Genomic DNA, 18,312 nt, shown 5'->3' with positions numbered 1-18,312 from the left:
GCCATGACGCATGTGCAGGTCACCGAAACCGGGTGAGAGGCCAGTGGTTTGACATATCTCCATTCGATGCAGTCCGAAATCGAGGGTATCCGCGCCCTCATGCCGCCCAAATGGCGTTCCCTCGACGGCGTCGTCGGCGTCCACTGGGAAGCGGAAGGCCATGCTGGGGCAAACGGCTATTATCTCTCGCCGGATCCACGGATCGTCTTCTTCTTCAACGACGTCAGCACCCAGATCCGGGTGGCGGACCGGGCGGAGGAACTGGACCGGGGCGAGCGGGGCATGGCGCGGGCCATCTATGTGCCAGCCGGCATGCCCATGTGGACGAAGTTCAGCAGCCGCCACCGCTTTTCCCACCTCGACCTGCATCTGCACACCGAACGCCTGATGCGCTATCTGACGCCGGCTGTCGGCTCATCGGCGGCACGCGCCATCATCAAGCAACCGGTCGAACTGCAGGATCCCGGTCCACTGGCCAGCCTTGCGACACTTGTTGTCGACGAGCTTTCGACGGATGGCAGGCATCCCGCCTTTGCCGAGAACCTGGTGGGCAGCATCGTCACCGGACTTCTCGATCTGCGGATCAGCGACGATCGAACGGCGGCGCATGCCGGGCATCTCACCAAGGCGCAACTGAACCGGCTTTCGGGATATTTCGCCAATTGCGGCGGGCGTCGTTTGAGCGTTCGAGAAATGGCAGATGTCGTCGGCCTGTCGGAGAGCTGGTTCGCCACGGTTTTCCGTCAGACCACGGAGATGACGCCGCTGCAGTGGCAACTGTCACGCCGGATCGACATGGCGCGGCAGATGCTTTCGGAAACCGAGATGAGCATCGCTGACATCAGCGCGCAACTCGGCTTTTCCGACCAGGCGCATCTGACCAAAGTGTTCCGCAGCATCACCGGGGATACCCCGGCCGTCTGGCGACGCAAACACCATTCCATCTAGATGGCACGAGGGCTCGCCACGCTTTGCGCTGCGAGCCCTCGCCGTTTCTCACCAGGTCTGGCGGAGGGTCGCGTAGATGGCGCGACCGGGGTTGTAGTAGAGCGCACCGCCATCATTGTTGGCGACATGCTTTTCGTCGAACAGGTTGCTGACGTTCAGCTGGAAGCTCGTGTTCTCCTTGATCGCATAGGTGAAGGAGGCATCGAAGATCACTGCGCCGTCAGATTTGCGGGTGTTCGCGTTGTTGAAATAGTAGGAGCCGACGAAGCGCGCGCCTGCCCCGAAGGTCATGTCGCCGCGATCGCCGTTGCCTTCGAGCGTGTACGTGCCCCAGATTGATGCCATGTGCTCGGGGACCTGGGCGAAACGCTTGCCATCGACCGAACTCGAAGTGGTGCTCGTGTCCTCGATCTTCGAGTCGATGTAGCTATATCCCGCAATCAGCCCGAAGCTCGGCGTGACCTCGACCTTTGCTTCAAAATCCAGACCGCGATGGCGCACCTTTTCGACCGTGGCCGCAAGGTAGAACGGCCCCTCGGATGTGGTGATGTTTTCGAGCGTGAGGTCGTAGATCGAGGCGGTGATCAGGCCGGGGAAGGCGTCCGGACGATATTTGACGCCCACCTCGTACTGCGAGCCGTAGAGCGGCTCGTTGCCCGTGCTCGGCGGGGCGACGGACTCGGCATAGCTGACATAGGCCGCCAGTTCCTCGGTAACCTTGTAGCTCAGACCGACGCGCTTGCTGAACTCGCTGTAGTCTCGCGACTTGGACACCCGGGTCGCCAGATCGGTCTCTTCGAGATCCAGCCAGTCGTTGCGCAGGCCGACACTGGCCGTGACGCGGTCCGAGAAGATCAGATCCTGCTGCAGATAGATGGCCCGGGTGCTGCGGTCGTTGCTCTTGCGGGTCGTGAGCGGGATCGCCGACGGCAGACCTGCATAGACGGGATTTTGCCAATCGATTGATGGCGTCCCTGCGCCCCAGAGATAGCCGGACTCGTTGCTGGACTCGATGCTGTTGTAGTCAACGCCAGCCAGGGTTCGGCTTTCAACCTGGTCGAAATTTGTCTCGTACAGCAGATGGGCATCTACAATGAACTGTTCGCTCGAACTGGAGCCGACAGAATAGATGCGGTCTGCCCTGGTGTCAGCAAGGCTGGAGGCGCCGGCTGAATCATAGATATAGGCAAAGCCGGTGTCGCGGTTGGCATTGCTGTAGCGCGCACTGGAATTGAAGCTCAGGCCGTTGCCGAAATCGTGGTCGAACAGCATCGTATAGGTGTTGCGGTTCGTCGCATCATAGTTGAAATCCGGCTCTCCGAAGAACCGATCCCGGTCAAAGTCGGTGTAAAGCGGATGACCGCCACCGCTCGGGGTCGCGTTGCGATCGAGGTGATCGAAGACGAATGTCAAACTGGTCATGTCGGTGGGACGCCAGGTCAAACCGCCCATGATGAAGTTCTCGTCGTTCTCCGAGAAATCATACTCGCCATCGGCCCGCTGGAACTTACCGGTCAGGCGATAGGACAGGGTGTCGTCTTCCGTCAGATTGTCGCCGAAGTCGAAGCCCGTCTCCTTGTGGGCGAAGGATCCGGTCGTGCCATAGACTTCGCCAAAACGCTCGCTGCGCGGCGTCTTCGTCACATAATTGATGGCACCACCCGGATCGGAAACGCCGAAGCCGGTGGAATTCGCGCCCTTCAGGATCTCGAGCCTCTCAAAGGCATAGGGTTCTTCCTTCACACCCAGCCAGGTTCTGCCGAGGGCCAGACCGTCGCGGTAGGTGTAGGGCGAGAAGCCCCGAATGGTGACGTAATCGAAACGATCGTCCGATCCGTAGAAATCGGTGGTTACGCCGGCGGTGTACTGCACCACCTTCTCGACGCTGTCGGCACCGCGCTGCTCGATTTCCTTGGATGTGACGACGGAAACGGTCGCCGGTGTCGTCAGGATTTCGCCGGGCATCTTGCCGACGGCGCTCGATTGGGTCGCGACGATCGATCTGGAATCCGCGTCGGCCTTGCCGGCCCCTTCAACGGTGATCGTCTGCAGAACGGTCGTGTCCCCTTCGGTATCGGCGTCCTGAGCGACGGCAAATACCGGCACCAGGGCCACGAATGCCGTGCAGCCCAGAAGGATGCTGATGCGATGGCGAAGGGACACACGCGTGGCGCCCCGGGCGGGAATGGCTCTGATCATGTTGTTTCCAGAATTTGACGTTCCGACATTCCCGCACGATGAACAGAGAGGATCATCGTCGGGCGCCGACCGACACCGGATTTAGGCCTGCAGTCTCTTGCGGCCCTATCCCTGAGCCCCGGCCGCTGCAGTCCAAGATCGGATCGGTCTGCACGCCTTTAACTGGATAATTTTCATCCAGTATTGTAGATTTCTCTTTTTTGTAAGATTCCCCGGAAAATCAAGAGCCGATGTCGTCAGCTCGGTCCAAATTGCTTGACCCCATGAATTGAAGCTGAGAGGGAAAGTCAACTTAACCAAGGGATGATTGGGACCCATGCGGATCAATTTGCATCACCTGGCGCCTCTTGCAGCCGTCTTCCTCTCTGTCTCCGGCTCGATGGCCTTCGCCGCCGAGGAGGCTCGTTTTCCCCTCGAGCTCAGCCATGCGCTCGGGCAGACGACTGTTCCTGCGAAACCGCAGCGGGTTGCCACCGTGGCCTGGGCCAATCACGAAGTCCCGCTTGCCCTCGGCATCGTACCGGTTGGCATGGCGGCTGCGAATTTCGGTGATGATGACGGCGACGGGCTGCTGCCTTGGGTGTCGGAGCGTCTGAAATCCCTCGGCGCCGACGCGCCTGTGCTGTTCGACGAGGGGGACGGGATCGACTTCGAGGCGGTTGCCGGGACGGCACCAGATGTCATTCTCGCCGCCTATTCGGGCTTAAGCCAATCCGACTACGACACCTTGAGCCAGATCGCTCCCGTCATCGCCTATCCGCAGGCGCCCTGGTCGACGGATTGGCGTGAAACGATCCGCTTCGACAGCGCCGGCATGGGCATGTCACCTGATGGCGAAGCATTGATTGCCGATATCGAGCAGAAGATCGCAGCCGAGGTCGCCAAGTATCCTGAACTCAAGGGCAAACGGGCGATGTTCGTCACCCATCTCGACGCGACCGACCTCAGCATTGTCAATTTCTACACGACCCAGGACACCCGCGTTCGGTTCTTCGCCGATCTCGGGCTTTCGATGCCGAAAAGCGTGATGCAGGCATCGACGACCGGCAGCTTCGCTGGTTCGATCAGCGCCGAGCAGATCGATCTCTTCGATGACGTCGATATTCTCGTGACCTATGGCGACCAGGCCTTGATCGAGGCGATGAAAGCCAATCCTCTTCTGTCCCACATGCCGGCCGTGAAGCATGACGCGATCGTCACGCTCGGCCGGGATCCCGTAGGGACCGCAGCCAATCCCACGCCGCTGTCGATCACCTGGGTATTGCCTGCCTATGTGGAGAAGCTCGCAGAAGCGGCGCGAAAGACGGAATGATATCCGCCCCTTCCCTTTCCTCCGCCCACCGACCGTCTCTTGCAAAGACAGGTAGAGGTGGATTGGTTTGGCTGGCCGGGGCGATCGTGGTCTGCATCGGCGTCGCCTTGCTGTCCCTCACCATCGGCACTCGCGATGTGCCGCTCTCGGAGGTGCTGGCGGCTCTTTCCGGAGACGCAACGACGCTGGACCGCGCCGCCGTGGCCACGCGCGTGCCGCGCACCGTTCTGGCACTGCTTGCCGGTGCGGCTCTCGGCCTTGCCGGGGCCGTGATGCAGGGCGTGACGCGAAATCCGCTCGCCGATCCCGGAATCCTCGGCATCAATGTCGGCGCATCGCTTGCCGTTGTGGTGGGCGTGGCGTGGTTCGGCATCAGCTCGGCCCATGTCTTCATCTGGGTTGCCATCGCGGGTGCCGGCGCCACGGCCGTCTTCGTCTATGTCATCGGCTCGATGGGACGCGGTGGCGCAACGCCGCTGAAGCTTGCACTTGCCGGTACGGCAACCGCGATCGCCTTTTCATCGCTGGTGATTGCCGTCGTCTTGCCACGTGCAGACATTGCCGGCGGCATCCGCTCCTGGCAGATCGGGGGCGTCGGGGGTGCGACCTTCGAGCGGATGGAACACATCTATCCGTTCCTTCTGGTTGGGTTCTTGCTCTGCCTGCTTTCAGCCCGACGCCTGAATGCCCTGGCGCTCGGTGACGAACTTGCCGCGGGGCTTGGCGAGCGCGTGGCATTGGCGCGCGGCATGGCCACGCTCGGTGCTGTCGTGCTGTGCGGCGCGACGACGGCCGTCTGCGGCCCGATCGGCTTCGTCGGCCTCGTCGTCCCGCATGCCTGCCGGCTGCTGGTTGGCGTGGATCATCGCTGGCTTCTGCCATTCTCCGCCATTGGCGGGGCCATCCTTCTGACGGCGAGTGACATTCTCGGTCGCCTTGCGGCCCGCCCGTCCGAACTCGAGGTCGGCGTGGTGACCGCCCTTATCGGCGCGCCGGTCTTCATCTTTATCGTTCGTCGGCAGAAGGTGAGAGATCTGTGACCCTTCTTCGATCCGATGCCTCATTGGCAGCAATGGTCGCGACAAACCGCAAACACCGGACGCGCCGGCGGCTGATCAAGCTAGCCCTTATTCTGGTCCTCATCCTTGCAGGCTTCACGCTGACGCTGATGGCCGGTCGCACCTTCACGCCTTTGGGAGACGTCATCCGCGTCCTCATCGGAGAACAGGTTGCCGGCGCGGATTTCACGGTCGGGCAGCTGCGCCTGCCGCGCGCCGTGCTGGCCATTGCCGCCGGCATGAGTTTCGGCCTCGGAGGAGCTGCTTTCCAGACGCTCTTGCGCAATCCGCTCGCCAGCCCCGACATCATCGGCATCACCTCCGGCGCCAGCGCGGCAGCGGTCTTTGCCATCGTGGTGCTCTCACTCAGCGGGCCTGTCGTCTCTCTTCTGGCCGTAGGTGCCGGCCTTGCAATCGCACTTCTGGTGCATGGCCTCTCCTCGAAGAACGGGGTTGCCGGACCGCGGCTGATCCTTGTCGGGATCGGCGTCTCTGCCATGCTCGAAAGCATGATTGCCTACATCCTGTCGCGCGCGCCCGCCTTCACGCTACAGGAAGCCATGCGCTGGCTGACCGGGAGCCTGAACGGCGCCAAGCTCGATCAGGCCCTTCCGCTGATCGTTGCCCTCATTGCGCTGGGCAGCCTGCTTCTGGCCAAGGCGCGCGATCTCGATGTCATGCGGGCAGGCGACGAGACGGCGACCGCGCTCGGGGTGCATGTCTCCTCGACCAAGCTCATGGTTATCGTCTGCGCCGTCGGGCTGATCGCCACCGCGACCGCGGTCACGGGCCCGATCGCCTTCGTCGCTTTTCTTGCAGGCCCGATCGCGAGCGGCGTCTTCGGACGACGCAGTTCGATCCTTCTGCCGGCCGCCGTGGTCGGCGCCTTGCTGGTGCTCACCGCAGATTTCGTCGGCCAGTTTCTCTTGCCCAGCCGATACCCGGTCGGCGTGGTGACCGGAGCGCTGGGAGCACCCTACCTCATCACCCTGATCATCAGGAGCAATCGGCGGGGAGCCGCGACATGACCGATCACCGCCTCGAAGCAAAAGCTCTTTCGGCCGCTTACGGTGACAACCTCGTCCTTAGCGATCTGGACCTCATCCTCCCATCCGGCCAGATCACTGCCATTGTCGGCGCCAATGCCTGTGGCAAGTCCACCCTACTCAAGGCACTGTCGCGGCTGATCGAGCCCAAGGCTGGCGAGGTTCTGCTCGACGGCAAGGCGATCCACAAGGTCCCGACCCGCGAACTCGCGCGCCGGCTGGGACTTCTGCCACAATCCCCGATCGCGCCGGATGGGATCACGGTCATGGATCTGGTGAGCCGCGGCCGCCATCCGCATCATGGCCTGTTTCAATCCTGGACCAAGGGGGACGATCAGGCGGTTGCCGATGCCCTGGCGGCCACACAGACCGCAGAGCTTGCAGACCGGCCGGTGGATGAGCTGTCGGGTGGCCAGCGGCAGCGGGTCTGGATCGCGATGGCTCTTGCCCAGGAGACCGAATTCCTGCTGCTCGACGAGCCGACGACCTTTCTCGACATCAGCCACCAGATCGACGTCCTCGATCTCCTGACGGACCTCAACCGCAGCCGCGGCACGACCATCGTGATGGTCTTGCACGACCTGAACCTTGCGGCTCGTTATGGCGATCATCTCGTCGCGATGCTGGGCGGAAGCCCCTTCAAAAGCGGCAGCCCGGAAACCGTCCTGACCGAAGACATGGTCCGCCGGGTGTTCAACCTCGAGGCCCGGATTCTCACCGATCCGACATCCGGCCGACCGATGATGCTCCCGATCGGGCGGCACCACATGCAATCCTCGTCCTCCCTCACGCGACTGGCACAATCATGACCGATCTTCAGCCCACCAAACTCACCGGTATTGCCCGTCCTGCCGATGTCGGCGCCATGCTTGCTGAAATCTGCGAACACTTCGTCGAGCACTCGGACGTGGCTCACGCCGATGGCGTTGCCACGCTGAAATCGGAGGACTGGACGATCCACATCGTGACGGCCGAGGACGTGCTGCAGATCGAAATCAGCACCTTGGGGGAAGAGGCGCTCGCCGTCACGCGCACCATGTTCGCCGAACATCTCTTTTACTTCGCCGGGGATGAGCCCTTCTCGCTCGAGTGGTCGAAGCCGGCCGCGAAGGTGAAACCGCCGGGTTTCCACGAGGCGACCGTTGTCGGCGTCGAGGATGTCACCCCAAGGATGCGGCGGGTGACGCTCTCCGTCGCCGACGTCTCGCCCTTTCTCGTGCGCAACATGCATGTGCGGCTGCTGGTGCCGCCGCAGGGTCAGACACCTGTATGGCCTCACCTGCAGGAAAACGGACGCATCGGCTGGCCCGACGAGTTGCTTGTGCGGATCTACACGATCCGCTGCGTCGACGCGCAAGCACGCCACATTGCCCTTGATATCCTGCAGCACCCGGCCGAGGGCGTGGCGACACCTGGCGCGGATTTCGCACGGGACGCTGAGATCGGCCAGCAGGTGGCGATCATGGGACCGGGCGGCGGCGGCTTGCCCGATGCGCAGAACATCTTCTTTGCCGGCGACGAAAGTGCGCTGCCAGCCATCGCCCGGATGGTCGAGGAAGCGCGGCCTGGCGTCGCGATGCGGGCGATCATCGAGGTCGAAGATGCCAGCGAGGAGCAAGCCTTGCGCGGTCAGGCTCCAATCCATGTCGAATGGCTGCACCGGTCATCCTATACGGGCACCGATGCCCATCCTCTGGTGGACAAGGTGAAGGCTGCACTCGAGGATGTGAACGCCGAAACCTTTGTCTGGTTTGCCGGCGAAAAGGCTGATGTGCGGACGATCAAGCGGCATCTCGCGCAAAAAGGTCGCGACCGCCGGAAGCAATACGTTGCCTGGTATTGGGAAAAAGAGAGCTGAGAGCCGCCGCGAATTGCGCAGTGCGTCCGAGATGAGAGAACTCGGGGAGCGGGCGTCAATCCATGCCGCCCGCTCCCCGGTACTGTTGCCCCTGTGATGCGGTCGATCGCGACCCCATCACAGGCAGAGTGCCTTGTTACTGCGCGGCAGCGACGGCAGCGTCGATGCGCTCGCGGGCCTTCTTCGGCAGCTTGGCTGCGTTGAAGGCGTCGAGATTGGCGGCCGGCGCATCACCGACGAGGATGGCGGCGACCATGCCCATGCCGACATGCGGCGCGCATTTGATGCCGTAGAGACCCGGCACGTCAAAGGTCACCTTGATCTCCTCGTTCATCTTGCCCTTGAACTCGGCCGCACCCTCCGGGATCATGCCCTTGATGGCTTCGGCATTGTGGCCCTTGTCGGTGGGGATGAAGGTGACGGTATCGCCGGGGGCGATCTTCAGGCCGGCCGGTTCGAAGACCATGGCGCCTTCCGCCCCCTTGTTGAGCATCTTGACCTCGAAATCGGCCGCTGCGGCAAAACCAGGAAGGGCAAGAGAAAGCGCAGCGATAGCGGCAAATTTCGTGAAGCGGCGTGTCATTGTCTGTCTCCTTGAATCGGGAACGTCAGCATTCCCTTGCCGAAGACTTATGCTGAGCTGTGCACCGCTTCTTTGAGCAAAATCAAATCGGCAGAAGGAAGATCAGACGACGGCGGTCACGCGCTGATGGCCAGGAAATCCGCGCGGCATGGCCGGTCTCCCGGCTAACGGACGATCGTTTCAGCCTCCGGCACCGAATGGACCGTTCTTCGCCATCTCTGGATATTGGACGGTTTCGTCGTCGTCGGTATCGAGCGATTGGGAAGCGGGTACGGACAGGCGGACACCAAATCCACCGGCAGCGCTTGTTGTCCGCTCATCAATGAAGGTGACGCCCGCATCCTCCAATGCCGCCCTCACCCCAGCGAGCACACCCGCTTCATCCTCGCTGCCCGGAGCCGAGTTCTCCAGTCGCTCGACCGTTGACACAGAAAGGCCGGCGCGCTCGGCGAGCTGCTCTTGCGTCATGCCGAGCAGCATTCTGGCGGCTGAAACCTGTTTTCCGGTGTGCACGGGAAATCCTTTCGGGTTCGGTTGATGCAAGCGCCGACATCACTCGCCCTACGCTAACTAGAACCGGGCGACCGCCGATCAAGCTTCGCCGCAGCCGCTGAGCGGCGGGTAGCCACATAGGCGGTGCAATCTGAACTGGTCATGCCGACCGGGGCACGTCAGGCTTCGTGCGTTTTCCGTCCAATAAACAGGCGTTTGATAAAACCGGCACAGCAAATTCAGAAGAATCTTAAGGAACGCGTGCTGAATTAGGTGCTCAAGGGAGCACCTATCATGCGCTTTATCGTTTCAACCATCCTTTGTCTTTTCCTGACCTGCCTTGCCGGAGCGGCATCGGCCGCGGGCGAGGCATGGACGGCCGCGAAAGCGACGGCACAGGTCGCCTACACCGTCGACAAGAAGACCTGGATTCCGCTGCAGAAAGGCATGGAGGTGCCCAACAAGGCCTGGATCTCGACCGGGCCGCGGGGGCGACTGCAGCTGGTGCGCGGTAAGGAAAGCATCGCCTTTCAGCCCAATACGCTGGCCGCGATCATTACCCGGGGCCAGGACATGAGTCGCAAGACCGAAGTGGTCCAGCAGGTGGGCGAGATCAGCCTTGAAATCGAAAAGCGGCAGCGACCGCATACAACGGTGCAGACGCCGTTTCTGGCAGCCGTGGTCAAGGGTACGCAATTCACCGTCAAGGTCGGCAAAACCAACGCGGCCGTCGCTGTCGACCGAGGTCTGGTCCAGGTGACCAGTTTCAGTACCGGTGAACGTAGCGACCTCGGTGCCGGCCAGGGTGCCCAGGTAACCTCATCCGGGATGACGGTCGCCGGTCTTTCCGGAAAGCCGCAGATTACGCGTGTGGCGCCCTCGAACGCCAAGGTCCCGGCCGCCGGCGCCGTGAACAAGGCGACATCGAGACCCGAAGAAGCCAAGGGCGCCATGGGCGCGAGCAAGTCCAAGGACACGGCTGGCGGCAACAGGGATACTGGGGGCAATGCCAGTGCCGGCGGCAACGGCAACAGTGGCGGGAACGGCAACGCCGGCGGCAATGGCAATGCTGGCGGAAACGGCAACGCTGGTGGCAACGGCAATGCCGGCGGGAACGGCAACGGCGGCGGAAACGGAAACGCTGGCGGCAACGGCAATGCCGGCGGCAACGGCAACGGCGGTGGTAACGGCAACGCTGGCGGGAATGGCCGCGGCAGAAACGGCGACTGATGATGAGAGCGTTCGCCACACCACCGCCAGGATGCGCGCATGACGGATAGCATTCGCCCGGCATCCGGTTTCCTGGCACGGCTGGTATCGCTTCGGGTCGCCATGATCGCCGTGATCATGGCGCTTCCGCTGTTGTTGCCCTCCTTGTCGGTGGTGCAGCATCTCGACAACGATCTGATGGCCTATCGTGCCGCTGCGGCTCCCAGGGCTGCCAGCGGCGACTTCGTATTCGTTGCCATCGACAAGAAAAGCCTGACCGAGATTGGCACCTGGCCCTGGCCGCGCGCCGTGCATGCCGAGCTGATCGACAGACTGGTGGCGGCCGGTGTTCAGGACATCTTTCTCGATATCGACTTCAGCACGCCCTCCCAGCCGGAACACGACTCGCGGCTTGCGAAAGCTCTCGAAGAGGCCGGTGGCGGTGTCATCCTGCCGATTTTCCGCCAGCAGTTCGGTGCCAGATCGGCAGATCCGCTGACCGTGACTGCACCTTTGCCGATCTTTGCGGACCATTCCTGGCCGGCTCTGGTCGATGTTGCGCTGGATGACGATGGCCTGCTGCGCTCCTTCCCGGTGACGGAGATAATCGACGGCATCCCGACGCAGTCGGCGCCCGCAGTCCTTGCCGGCTATAGCGACGCTCGGACCGGCAGGCTCGAGATCGACTTCTCCATTCGACCGGAAACGGTACCCACCTATTCGGTCGCCGATATCCTCTCCGGCTCCATCGGACGCGATGCCATCGATGGCAAGTCGGTTGTGGTCGGCGCCTATGCGACGGAGTTGAAGGACCTGTTTGCGGTGCCCGTCTATGGTATCCTCAGCGGCCCGATGCTGCATGTGATGGCGACGGAGACGCTGGTTCAGGACCGAATTCTGCGGCCGCTGCGCACCAAACCCATCGGCCTGCTGCTCGCGGCCCTGATCATTGCCTATACCCTCACCTTCCACCGACAGTCCCTGGGCGTGCCGCTCGCAGCATCCGCGGCCCTGTTGACGATTGCCGAGGCGGTCTCATTCCTGTTCTACAAACACGAGGCCCTGGTCTTCCACACCGCCAGCCTGTGGCTGGTGTTCGCCTTCGGCTTTTTCTTGCTGATGGCCGAGAAGGTGGGGCTGAGCGGATGGCTGGCAGAGCTCGCCGTGACGGAAAACCGCGACATTCGCCGTGTCCTGAAACGCATCATCAATGACAGCATCGACCCGGTCATCGTGCTTGATCAAAAGCGCAACCTGCTCGATGCAAGCCAGACCCTGAGCGGCGTGCTCGAACGCGACGAAGCGGTTGTGCGCGGCAGCAATCTGAGTGCGTTCGCGCCCCCTGCCCTGACCGAGGCTTTGCTCTCGCTTGAAGCGATCCACATCACAGAGCCCCAGCAGATTCACAGCAAGACCGTTGCACTCGATATTCCGGGCCGAAAGGGCCGGCGCCATCTCGAAGCCGTTATCACGATCTCGCCCTTCGAAAGCCGTGGCGGCCAGGGGCTGTCATCGGTCGGCTCGCATGTGACCTGCATCAGCCTGCGGGACGTGACGGCCCGCCGCCTCTACGAGACCAAGCTCGAAGAGATGACACGGATCGACGACCTTACAGGGCTTTTGACCCGACGTGGTCTGATCGACGCGATGGCGGCCACCGGGCGCGGTTTTTCCGTCTTTGCCATCGACCGCCATCGCTTCGGTCATCTCAATGAAATGCTCGGCCGGGAAAAGGGCGACGGCGTTCTGCAAGCCGTCGCGGCCCGACTGCGGCGCCATGCGGGCATCGACGGGCTGACCGCCCGGCTCGCGGGCGACGTTCTCTGTTTTGCCACCCCCGGCATCGAGGGTGAGGACGCGCTTGCCGACAGTGCGGCTGACTTGCTCGCGCTCTTCGACACGCCCTTCGGCATCGACGGGATCAAGATCGAACTCAACGCCCGCATCGGCGCCTGCAGCGGCTCGGACAATCTCGGCCACCCCGGGAAATGGGTGGAAGCGGCGGAACTTGCGCTCTTAGATGCAAAGCGGGTCGGAGGAAGTGGCTGGCGGGCCTATGACCCGGCCTCGACGCTGCGCAGGGCTCGCTCAAGGCTTTTGGAAGCAGAGTTGCGCACCGGGCTCGATCAGGGCCAGTTTTTCCTGCTCTTTCAGCCACAGGTCTCCCTCACCTCCGGGCGGCTCGCGGGAGCCGAGGCGCTTTTGCGGTGGCAGCATCCAACACTCGGCATGATATCGCCGGCAGAATTCATCAGCATCTCGGAAGCCAACGGCTTCATCTGCGATCTCGGCCAGTTCATGTTCCGGGAGGCCTGCAAGGCCGCCACGAGCTGGCCCTCGCATGTGAGCGTTGCCGTCAACATTTCTCCGGTCCAGTTTTTGCGCGGCGATCTGCTTTCCGACATCCGTGCGGCGCTGGCTGCGAGTGGCCTTGCGCCGCATCGGCTGCATGTCGAAATCACCGAATCCATCTTCGTCGAGCGCTCCGAAGAGCTCTTCTCCAAACTGGATGCGCTGCGCGATCTCGGCGTGACGATTGCGCTCGACGACTTCGGCACAGGCTATTCATCGCTCAGCTACATCTCCAGCCTGCCGCTCGACAAGCTGAAGATCGATCAGTCCTTCGTCCGCGAGATGGTCAGCGATCCTGCGACCCAGAGCATCGTTCAGGCTGTCATGACGCTCGCCCATGGTCTCGGGCTCAAGGTGGTCGGCGAGGGCGTCGAAAATGCGCTGCAGTCGGAAATGCTCGCGGCCATGGGCTGCGAAGAAGGACAAGGTTATCTCTTCGGCCGGCCGCAGTCGGCTCGACAGATCCAGGCTCTGTCGGCCGCCCACTCGCTGCTTTCCGGCGGCCATGACGTCAGCCTTGGCGCCCTGGCGCAGGCCGGGTGAGCACGAAGGCGGCAGAGCAAAGCAGGATGAGGCCGATCAGAGCCTTCAGCCAGATCTGCGGCGGTCCGAAGAATAGCACGATGCCGAAGCTTGCCGCCATCGCCGACACTGAGGCGATCTTGGCCCTGCGCGAAATCGCTCCCTCCCGACGCCAGTCGATGAGGGGCTGGCCATAGCGCGGATGGTCGATCAGCCACTGCTCGAAACGGGGCGAGGAACGCGCGAAGAGCGCAGCGGCGAGGATCATGAAGGGAGTCGTCGGCAGAACCGGCAGGAAGATGCCGATGACGCCGATCCCGACCATCAGCCAGGCGCAGCCAAGAATGAGCAGGCGCATCAAGTCCCCTTCGTTGGCTGCCTTCGCTTCGACTGGAGATATGGCATGATTCGGGATCGACAAGGATTTTGAGGATTGCGGCAAATGCGGCGATTTTTCGTTTGCGCCGCAACAGGCTGAAATGCATCCTTGCCCAGCAATCCCACCTTCAGGAATTCAACTGACATGTCCAAGGTTACCCTCGTGCTCGGCGCCGGCATTATCGGCGTTTCCACAGCCATCCATCTCGCCCGTCGCGGGCGCTCGGTGGTGCTGGTGGACCGCCGCGGCGCCGGCGAGGAGACCTCTTTCGGCAATGCGGGCCTGATCCAGCGTGAGGGCGTCGTGCCCTATGGCTTCCCGCAGGAACTCGGGATGCTGATCCGATACGGCTTCAACAACCGGATCGACGCGCATTATCATGCAAGCGCCATCCTGAAACTCGTGCCGTTCCTGTCACGCTACTGGTGGCATTCGAACAAGAGCCGGCATCAGGCGATTGCACGCGCCTACGCGCCACTGATCGAAAACTCGATCACCGAACACCAGGACCTTATCCAGGCCGCAAATGCCGACCATCTGATCCGTCGGGACGGCTGGATGGAGATCTTCCGCACCACCGGCAAACGAGACACGGAATTGGCCGAGGCCGAGCGCCTGGCGCGCGAATACGGCGTCAGCTACCGGGCGCTGAGCCGCGAGGAACTGGCCAAGGAAGAGCCGCATATCCGGGGCGATTTCGTTGGCGGGCTGAAGTGGAACGATCCCTGGTCGGTCACCAGTCCGCATCGGCTGACGATGGCCTACCTCGCATATTTCCAGTCGCTTGGCGGTCGTTTCGTCAAGGGCGATGCAACGACGCTTGAGACCGGTGCCTCCGGCCGCGGCTGGAAAGTGAAGACCGATGACGGCATGGTCGAAGGCTACGATGTGGTGCTTGCACTCGGGCCGTGGTCCGAGGAAGTGACCCGCAAGTTCGGCTATCGCTTCCTGCTCGGCGTCAAGCGCGGCTATCACATGCATTACGCGCCGGAAGGCAATGCCGTCCTCAACAACTGGACCATGGATGCCGAGCGCGGCTATTTCCTGGCACCGATGGAAAAGGGCATCCGCCTGACGACAGGTGCGGAATTTGCCAATCGAGACGCGCCGAAGTCGCCCGTCCAGCTCGCCCGGGCGGAAAAGGTGGCACGCGAGATCTTCCCGCTGGCCGATCGGCTCGATGCCGAACCCTGGATGGGTGCACGGCCCTGCACGCCCGACATGATGCCGGTCATCGGCAAGGCTCCGCGCCACGAGGGCATGTGGTTCGCCTTCGGGCATGCACATCACGGGCTAACGCTCGGTCCGGTGACGGGTCGTCTGATCGCCGAAATGATGGACGGGGAGAAGACATTCCTCGACGCAAAGGCCTGGAGCCCTGAGCGTTTTCGCCCCTGAAAACCCAAGCTTTTCTAGCCCCTCCCCAGGGGGCTAGCCTTTTTGGCGCCGAGATGGTACTCAGTCTCGCATAATTTGATCAAATTGTTTCGCGGTGGAAACAGGCCGGAACGCAGCACGCGTTGCAAGAACGCCGCCGGTCGAGGGGATCAGGAAAAGACGGACAGTGGCATGCGCCGGTGTTTGATCCATAACGCGAAAAGCGTCTATCGTTAGCGGACCAGCATCCGTTCGCGCACTATCGCGCGTTTCGAACCCGATCGACATCAGCCACACGGTGATCCATGGACATGGCCGAAGAGGCACGCGAATTCTTCGCGGCAAATCCCGATATTGAAGTACTTGAAGCCTTCGTCATTGACGTGAACGGCGTGCCTCGCGGCAAGTGGATCCCGCGGGAACGCGCGATCGATGTGTTGACCAAGGGCATGGCCATGCCGCGCTCGGTCTATGCACTCGACGTCTGGGGCCGCGACGTGAATGCCGCAGGCCTTGCCGAGGGAACCGGCGATCCGGATGGCATCTGCTTCCCGGTGCCCGGCACGCTGTCGCGCGTGACCTGGCTGTCGCGCCCGACGGCGCAGGTTCTCCTGCAGATGCATACACAGGAAGGCGAGAGCTTCTACGCCGATCCGCGTCAGGTGCTCGGCAATGTGCTGAAACGCTTCACGGCGGCCAAGCTCACGCCCGTCGTTGCCACAGAACTCGAATTCTACCTCATCGATCCTGTGCGCTCGGCGCTCGACCCGGTGCGTCCGCCAAACACGCGCGACGGTCGCTGGCATACCGGCCAGACGCAGGTTCTGTCGATCTCGGAACTGCAGGACTTCGAAGAGGTCTTCCACGGCATTTCGACGGCCGCCCGCGCCCAGAAGGTGCCGGCCGATACGACGTTGCGCGAAAACGGTCCCGGTCAGTACGAGATCAACCTCAACCACGTGCCGGATGCACTGGCGGCTGCGGACTACGCGGTATTGCTCAAGCGCATCGTCAAGGGCGTGGCGCGCGCCAGCGAACTCGACGCCACCTTCATGGCCAAGCCCTATGGCACCCAGGCCGGCAGCGGCATGCATGTGCATTTCTCGATCCTGAACGAAAAGGGCGAGAACATTTATGTCGGCGAGGATGGCCCCTCGGACGCCCTCTTCCATTCGGTCGGTGGGCTCCTGGAAAGCATGGGCGAGAGCATGGCGATCTTTGCGCCGCACCAGAACTCCTATCGCCGCCTGCGCCCCTCTGAACATGCGCCGACCTATGCATCCTGGGGCTTCGACAACCGCTCGGCTGCCGTGCGCGTGATCACCGCGTCGAAGCCTGCGACCCGCATCGAGCATCGCGTCGCCGGATCCGACACCAATCCTTATCTGGTTCTCGCCATGATCCTGTCGGCGGCGCTCGCCGGCATGAAGGAGAAGCTTTCGCCGGGTGGCGCGATCTCCGGCGACGACCATGCCGTCAACCACGAGCCCCTGCCGACCAACTGGGACTATGCGCTTCAGCGCTTTGGCAAGTCGAGCTTTGCCTATGCGGCGCTCGGGCCGAAATATCGAAGCCTTTATACCGCCTGCAAGCAGCAGGAACTCTCGGAGTTCTCGCTGCGAGTGACCGACGTCGAATACGACGCCTATATCCGGACCGTGTGAGGTGAAGCCATGACGAAGTCGATCGGACCCAATCCCGGCCATGCGGCCACCTATTATGCAGCCTCTGCGCGCGACAAGCGCGTGCGCCCGAAGCTTGATGGCCAGCACACGGCCGACATCTGCATCATAGGCGCCGGCTTTACCGGCATTTCGGCGGCACTCGAGCTTTCGGAAAAGGGCTATGCCGTGATCGTGCTCGAAGCCGATCGCATCGGCTTCGGCGCCTCGGGCCGCAATGGCGGCCAGATCGTCAACGGCTATAGCCGCGATCTCGAGACCATTGCCAAGCGCTACGGCCAGGAGAAGGCAGATCGGCTCGGTGAGATGTCGCTCGAAGGAGGCCGGATCATCCGCGAGCGCGTGGCCAAATACGGGATCGAATGCGACCTCGTTAACGGCGGCTTCTTCGCAGCCTTCACCGACAAGCAGGTCAAGGAGATGGCGGACGTCCGGGCAAACTGGATGAAGCATGGCCATGACGGGCTGGAGATGGTCTCCAAGGCTGAAGTTTCGAAATATGCCAAGACCGACCGTTATGTCGGCGGCATGATCGACCGTCACGGCGGCCACATCCATCCGCTCGATCTGGTGCTCGGCGAGGCGGCAGCGGCCGAGAGCCTCGGCGCCAAGATCTTCGAAAAGTCGAAGGTCGTGCATCTCGACACCGGCCCGCAGCCCTTCGTGTGCACCGAAGGCGGGATCGTCCGGGCCAAGCACATCCTCGTCTGCGGCAATGCCTATATGGCCGGCATCGCGCCGAAGGTGACCGAGAAGATGATGCCGGTTTCCAGCCAGGTGATGGCGACGGAGCCGCTCGACGCCAAGCTGATCGAGGAACTGCTGCCGGCCAATTACTGCGTCGAGGATGCCAATTACGTGCTCGATTACTACCGCCGCACCGCCGACAACCGCCTGCTCTATGGCGGCGGCATTGGCTATGGCGGCCAGGATCCGAAGAACCTGACGGGCGTCATCCGCCCGAACATGCTGAAGACCTTCCCGCAGCTGAAGGACGTGAAGATCGACTATGCCTGGAGCGGCAATTTCGCGCTGACGCTGACGCGCATCCCGCATATGGGCAAGCTGTCCGACACCGTCTACTTCTCGCATGGCGACAGCGGCCATGGCGTGACCACCACGCATCTGCTCGGCAAGATCCTCGGCGAGGCCGTGCATGGTCAGATGAGCCGCTTCGACGTCTGGTCGTCGCTGCAGGCCTATCCCTTCCCCGGTGGGCGCATGTTCCGCGTGCCGTTCACCGCACTGGGCGCGTGGTATTACGGCCTGCGCGACAAACTTGGCGTTTGAGGAGA

The 18,312-nt window shown here is 62.4% G+C and carries 15 protein-coding genes; 11 read left to right on the top strand and 4 right to left on the bottom strand.

Features of this window, described 5'->3' with window-relative positions:
• The first annotated feature begins 48 nt into the window (after positions 1-48).
• Positions 49-948 (top strand): helix-turn-helix transcriptional regulator, encoded by a 900-nt coding sequence (locus QWE_RS12325; RefSeq protein WP_006726460.1) that lies wholly within the window; start codon positions 49-51, stop codon positions 946-948.
• Positions 949-996: 48 nt separating this feature from the next.
• Here the strand turns inward: QWE_RS12325 and QWE_RS12320 are convergent, their stop codons facing one another.
• Positions 997-3,147 carry a TonB-dependent siderophore receptor gene (locus QWE_RS12320; RefSeq protein ID WP_006726458.1) on the bottom strand — a complete coding sequence of 717 codons (2,151 nt, stop codon included), beginning with the start codon at positions 3,145-3,147 and terminating at the stop codon, positions 997-999.
• A gap of 316 nt (positions 3,148-3,463) precedes the next feature.
• Between QWE_RS12320 and QWE_RS12315 the strand changes: the two genes are divergently transcribed.
• The 5 genes from QWE_RS12315 (at position 3,464) to QWE_RS12295 (ending at position 8,421) form a co-directional block, all read left to right on the top strand.
• Entirely contained in the window at positions 3,464-4,459 is a 996-nt protein-coding gene (locus tag QWE_RS12315) for an iron-siderophore ABC transporter substrate-binding protein (RefSeq protein WP_006726457.1), read from the top strand.
• Between the two features lie 62 nt (positions 4,460-4,521).
• Positions 4,522-5,499 carry a FecCD family ABC transporter permease gene (locus QWE_RS12310; RefSeq protein WP_006726456.1) on the top strand — a complete coding sequence of 326 codons (978 nt, stop codon included), beginning with the start codon at positions 4,522-4,524 and terminating at the stop codon, positions 5,497-5,499.
• A gap of 32 nt (positions 5,500-5,531) precedes the next feature.
• Positions 5,532-6,545: a FecCD family ABC transporter permease gene (locus QWE_RS12305; protein WP_040300165.1), complete on the top strand. Its 1,014-nt coding sequence runs from the start codon at positions 5,532-5,534 to the stop codon at positions 6,543-6,545.
• Positions 6,542-7,372 carry an ABC transporter ATP-binding protein gene (locus tag QWE_RS12300; RefSeq protein ID WP_006726454.1) on the top strand — a complete coding sequence of 277 codons (831 nt, stop codon included), beginning with the start codon at positions 6,542-6,544 and terminating at the stop codon, positions 7,370-7,372. The genes QWE_RS12305 and QWE_RS12300 overlap by 4 nt, the downstream gene beginning before the upstream one ends.
• The gene (locus tag QWE_RS12295; protein ID WP_006726453.1) at positions 7,369-8,421 is read left to right on the top strand and encodes a DUF2218 domain-containing protein; all 1,053 of its coding nucleotides are present in this window, start codon (positions 7,369-7,371) and stop codon (positions 8,419-8,421) included. Before QWE_RS12300 ends, QWE_RS12295 begins: the two co-directional genes overlap by 4 nt.
• A 136-nt stretch (positions 8,422-8,557) precedes the next feature.
• Here the strand turns inward: QWE_RS12295 and QWE_RS12290 are convergent, their stop codons facing one another.
• Together QWE_RS12290 and QWE_RS24715 are read right to left on the bottom strand one after the other, a co-directional pair.
• Positions 8,558-9,004 (bottom strand): pseudoazurin, encoded by a 447-nt coding sequence (locus QWE_RS12290; RefSeq protein WP_006726452.1) that lies wholly within the window; start codon positions 9,002-9,004, stop codon positions 8,558-8,560.
• Positions 9,005-9,184: 180 nt separating this feature from the next.
• Complete coding sequence (locus QWE_RS24715) at positions 9,185-9,517, bottom strand: helix-turn-helix domain-containing protein (RefSeq protein ID WP_040300099.1); 333 nt, start codon at positions 9,515-9,517, stop codon at positions 9,185-9,187.
• A 273-nt stretch (positions 9,518-9,790) separates the two neighbouring features.
• Here QWE_RS24715 and QWE_RS12280 point away from each other — a divergent pair, with 273 nt between their 5' ends.
• Together QWE_RS12280 and QWE_RS12275 are read left to right on the top strand one after the other, a co-directional pair.
• Positions 9,791-10,726, top strand: coding sequence for a FecR domain-containing protein (locus tag QWE_RS12280; protein ID WP_006726450.1), 936 nt, complete (start codon positions 9,791-9,793; stop codon positions 10,724-10,726).
• A 39-nt stretch (positions 10,727-10,765) separates the two neighbouring features.
• Positions 10,766-13,600 carry an EAL domain-containing protein gene (locus QWE_RS12275; RefSeq protein ID WP_006726449.1) on the top strand — a complete coding sequence of 945 codons (2,835 nt, stop codon included), beginning with the start codon at positions 10,766-10,768 and terminating at the stop codon, positions 13,598-13,600.
• Here the strand turns inward: QWE_RS12275 and QWE_RS12270 are convergent.
• Positions 13,569-13,937 (bottom strand): YbaN family protein, encoded by a 369-nt coding sequence (locus tag QWE_RS12270; RefSeq protein WP_006726448.1) that lies wholly within the window; start codon positions 13,935-13,937, stop codon positions 13,569-13,571. The genes QWE_RS12275 and QWE_RS12270 overlap by 32 nt on opposite strands.
• Positions 13,938-14,102: 165 nt before the next feature.
• Here QWE_RS12270 and QWE_RS12265 point away from each other — a divergent pair, with 165 nt between their 5' ends.
• The 3 genes from QWE_RS12265 (at position 14,103) to QWE_RS12255 (ending at position 18,307) form a co-directional block, all read left to right on the top strand.
• On the top strand, positions 14,103-15,356 hold the full coding sequence (locus QWE_RS12265; RefSeq protein WP_006726447.1) for an NAD(P)/FAD-dependent oxidoreductase: 1,254 nt from the start codon (positions 14,103-14,105) through the stop codon (positions 15,354-15,356).
• A 284-nt stretch (positions 15,357-15,640) separates the two neighbouring features.
• Positions 15,641-16,999 carry a glutamine synthetase family protein gene (locus tag QWE_RS12260; protein WP_006726446.1) on the top strand — a complete coding sequence of 453 codons (1,359 nt, stop codon included), beginning with the start codon at positions 15,641-15,643 and terminating at the stop codon, positions 16,997-16,999.
• A 9-nt stretch (positions 17,000-17,008) separates the two neighbouring features.
• A complete protein-coding gene (locus tag QWE_RS12255; RefSeq protein ID WP_006726445.1) occupies positions 17,009-18,307 on the top strand; it encodes an NAD(P)/FAD-dependent oxidoreductase in 1,299 nt (432 codons plus the stop codon).
• Positions 18,308-18,312 lie beyond the last annotated feature (5 nt).

The organism is Agrobacterium albertimagni AOL15 (assembly GCF_000300855.1).
Taxonomy (GTDB): Bacteria; Pseudomonadota; Alphaproteobacteria; order Rhizobiales; family Rhizobiaceae; genus Allorhizobium; species Allorhizobium albertimagni.
Note: the sequence above shows the minus strand (reverse complement) of the source record. Positions and strands in the feature narration are given on the sequence as shown.